Source organism: Candidatus Zixiibacteriota bacterium (assembly GCA_020853795.1).
GTDB lineage: Bacteria > Zixibacteria > MSB-5A5 > CAIYYT01 > CAIYYT01 > JADJGC01.
Genome location: JADYYF010000126.1, coordinates 1 through 3,014, shown reverse-complemented (window position 1 = coordinate 3,014; position 3,014 = coordinate 1). Strand labels below are relative to the sequence as shown.

General features: G+C 56.5%; 3 protein-coding genes. 1 reads left to right on the top strand and 2 read right to left on the bottom strand.

All coding sequences use genetic code 11. From position 1 onward, the window contains the following. The first annotated feature begins 92 nt into the window (after positions 1-92). Positions 93-1,073: a bifunctional methionine sulfoxide reductase B/A protein gene (locus IT585_09835; protein MCC6963539.1), complete on the top strand. Its 981-nt coding sequence runs from the start codon at positions 93-95 to the stop codon at positions 1,071-1,073. A 256-nt stretch (positions 1,074-1,329) separates the two neighbouring features. Here IT585_09835 and IT585_09830 read toward each other — a convergent pair whose 3' ends face one another. Both IT585_09830 and IT585_09825 read right to left on the bottom strand, forming a co-directional pair. Further along, positions 1,330-2,439 (bottom strand): tetratricopeptide repeat protein, encoded by a 1,110-nt coding sequence (locus tag IT585_09830; GenBank protein MCC6963538.1) that lies wholly within the window; start codon positions 2,437-2,439, stop codon positions 1,330-1,332. Between the two features lie 165 nt (positions 2,440-2,604). Next, positions 2,605-3,014 (bottom strand): aconitate hydratase (locus IT585_09825; GenBank protein ID MCC6963537.1); only part of this gene is annotated, 410 nt, incomplete at its 5' end.

Genomic DNA, 3,014 nt, shown 5'->3' with positions numbered 1-3,014 from the left:
GGGGAAAGCGAGGACGAGGCATGAACGAACAGGATCATCCCAAGTCGATCAAGCAGTATCTGGGAATGGCGGCGATCGCGGTGATCACGCTGATGGCGCTGACGCCGCTGCTGCGAACGCCGCACGACACGGTCGCCGCAGCCGATCACAAGGAACAGTACTCACCAACGAGCGAGGTCAAATTGAATAAGCTGACTCCCGAAGAGGAAGATGTCATTCTCCATAAGGGCACCGAGATGCCGTTTACCGGCAAGTACTACAAGAACAAGGCTGCCGGAATCTACACCTGCAAGCAGTGCGGCGCACCGCTGTACCGGTCGAGCGACAAATTTGATTCCGGTTGCGGCTGGCCGAGTTTCGACGACGAAATTCCCGGCGCGGTCAAGCGCACCCTTGATGCCGACGGCCGGCGCACGGAAATCACCTGCGCGCGCTGCGGCGGTCATCTCGGGCACGTCTTTGAGGGCGAAGGCTTCACCGCCAAGAACACCCGGCACTGCGTCAACTCGATTTCGCTGAATTTCGTGCCCGCGGGCGGCGAGGGTTCGCCGGTGAGCGTCATGCCGGCCGCCGGTGCGAAAACGACCGCTGCCACCGAGACGGCATACTTTGCCGGCGGCTGTTTCTGGGGTGTCGAGCACCTGCTGCAAAGCCAGCCGGGTGTGATCTCGGCGAAGTCGGGCTACATGGGCGGGCGCACCGATGACCCGTCGTACAAGGATGTGTGCTACAAGAATACCGGCCACGCTGAGACGGTCGAAGTCGTATTTGATCCGACCAAGACCAACTACGAGACGCTGGCCAAGTACTTCTTCGAGATTCACGATCCGACGCAAATCGACCGGCAGGGGCCGGATGTCGGCGATCAGTATCGCTCGGCGGTGTTCTATACTTCCGCTGCCCAGAAGGCAACCACCGAGAAGCTGATCGGCATTTTGAAAGACAAGGGCTACAAGGTCGTGACGCAGGTCGTACCGGCCGGCAAGTTCTGGGTCGCGGAAGACTATCACCAGGACTACTACGACAGCAACGGCAAAGAGCCCTACTGCCACTTCTGGACGAAGAAGTTCTAAAGGCTCACAGAACAGACTCATTCCGTAGGGGCGGCCCTCGTGGTCGCCCTTGGTGTTTGTGCTGCTATCTGTAGGTCAGGATCCCTGCGATCCTGACGGTGCTAATCACGTTGTGCCGGGTTTGCCTGGCCGGGTTTGAGAAGTCGCATTGCCCCACCCTTCGCTTCGGCTCTAAATTCGTGAACGACAAGTACCAACCGCAGAGGAATGGAGATTGGTAAAAGCGGCCATTGTTTGCTTCGGGTGGGCTACGGGGTCATTTCCGCGGTCTTGGTATCGAATCAGCAAGTGGCTTGGAGGGCGGCGAAGCCTCCATGTTGCCAAGTTTGGCGCGGACTGCCGAGTAGTCCTGCAAGGCTTGTTCGATCTCTTCCTGTTCAGCGTCACTACTCTCCAACAGCATCTGATAGCCCTTTTCGAGCTTGGTCGCAGCGGACGCCAGGTTTCCTGCACTCACAAGAACTCGACCAAACTCATTATACAATCTGGCTTGATGTAACGGCGACAAGAGATCTAGCAGCCTTTGTCTCGCCAGCATTCGATTGTAAAGGGCAACAGCGTTCGAGAAGTTGCCTGCGACTGCGTTACAGCGCGCGGCCTTGAGAGTTATGCGCCCCAAGGCTCTGAGCGCGGAATCTTGGAACGTCGTCTCGAAGCCCCAAAGCCTGACCGCCAGGCGGTAACTGGAGGCACAATCGCCAAGATGATCAAGCAGAAGGGACAACTCTTCAGAGTGCTTGAGGGCGGTTGAATCTGGGAAGCCTATGCTCTTGATCTCGAAGTCGATTCTCTTGGAAAGAAAAACGGCGGCATTGGCGAAGTCTCGTTCAAGGGAGTAAGAGAGCTCGATGTACTCAAGTGTGGCCATCAAAAACGGGTACGATGCGTCACCTAACTCTTCATATATCGAGAGCGATTTCTTTAGAAAAAACAACGCATCATCCGCTCGGCGATCACGCAAGTACATCCAGCCATGTGCGAAGTAGATGTCGCCGAGAAGAGAGGACTCGCCCTGAGTTCTTTCGACGATACTTGCGGCTGCCATGAAGTACCTCTCGGCTCGATCAGAGTCTCCTTGTCCCTGCCGTACGAGCGCGAGCAATGCCATGCTGAACGCGAATTGCCAAGAATCTTGTCCTAATGCGGCTTCTGTGCCGATGACCATGTCTTCAGCGAGCCTACGCGCGGAGTCGAGCTGGCCATCAATGATCATCTGGAGGATCTGCGAGGTCGCTCGCCCGGCGTCGTCGGTTTGGACGTCTGATCGACAGGCTATCAATGAAATGGCAAGCAACACCGCGAGAAGTGCCAGCTGCAATGCTTGCCTGACACTTGTCTTCGGCGGCTCTTGGGCTTGAGCCTTCACGCAGATCTTCCTCCTGGTGTCAAAATCCAGTTTGTCTCAGATCCAGTTACGGATTGCGATTAATCAACTCCCATTCATGTGAACGAGGCTGCCTTTGCCCCGCGCGGTCAGGAAAGGATTCCTGACCGCGCTTCATTATTGACCAGAGATTCGCTCGACCGAACCTCAGTTACTCCCCGCCTTGGTGAAATTCAACAGCCCGCCGGCCAACAGGATCTTGACCTGGCGCGGTGACAGATCGAACTGCACCTCAAAGCTATTGCCTTGCGTCACGTTGGTCACGTTCAGACGATTGCCGGATGACTTCAGGCCCGCGGTGACATCCGCAATCTCCAGCATGTCCTCCTGCTTGATCTTGTCGTAATCCGCCGGATTCACGAAGGTCAAAGGCAGAATCCCGAAATTCACCAAATTCGTCTTGTGGATGCGCGCAAAGTTCTTGGCAATGACGAACTGCAAACCGAGATACATCGGCGCCAGCGCTGCGTGTTCGCGCGAACTGCCCTGGCCGTAATTTTCGCCGCCCACGATCGTGAAGGTGTGCGCTTCCTTGGCACGCTTGGCAAACTCCTTGT

What these genes read in the sequence shown, in the direction of transcription:
- IT585_09835 (MCC6963539.1), top strand. Translation starts at nt 93, where the DNA reads ATGGCGCTGACGCCGCTGCTGCGAACGCCGCACGACACGGTCGCCGCA.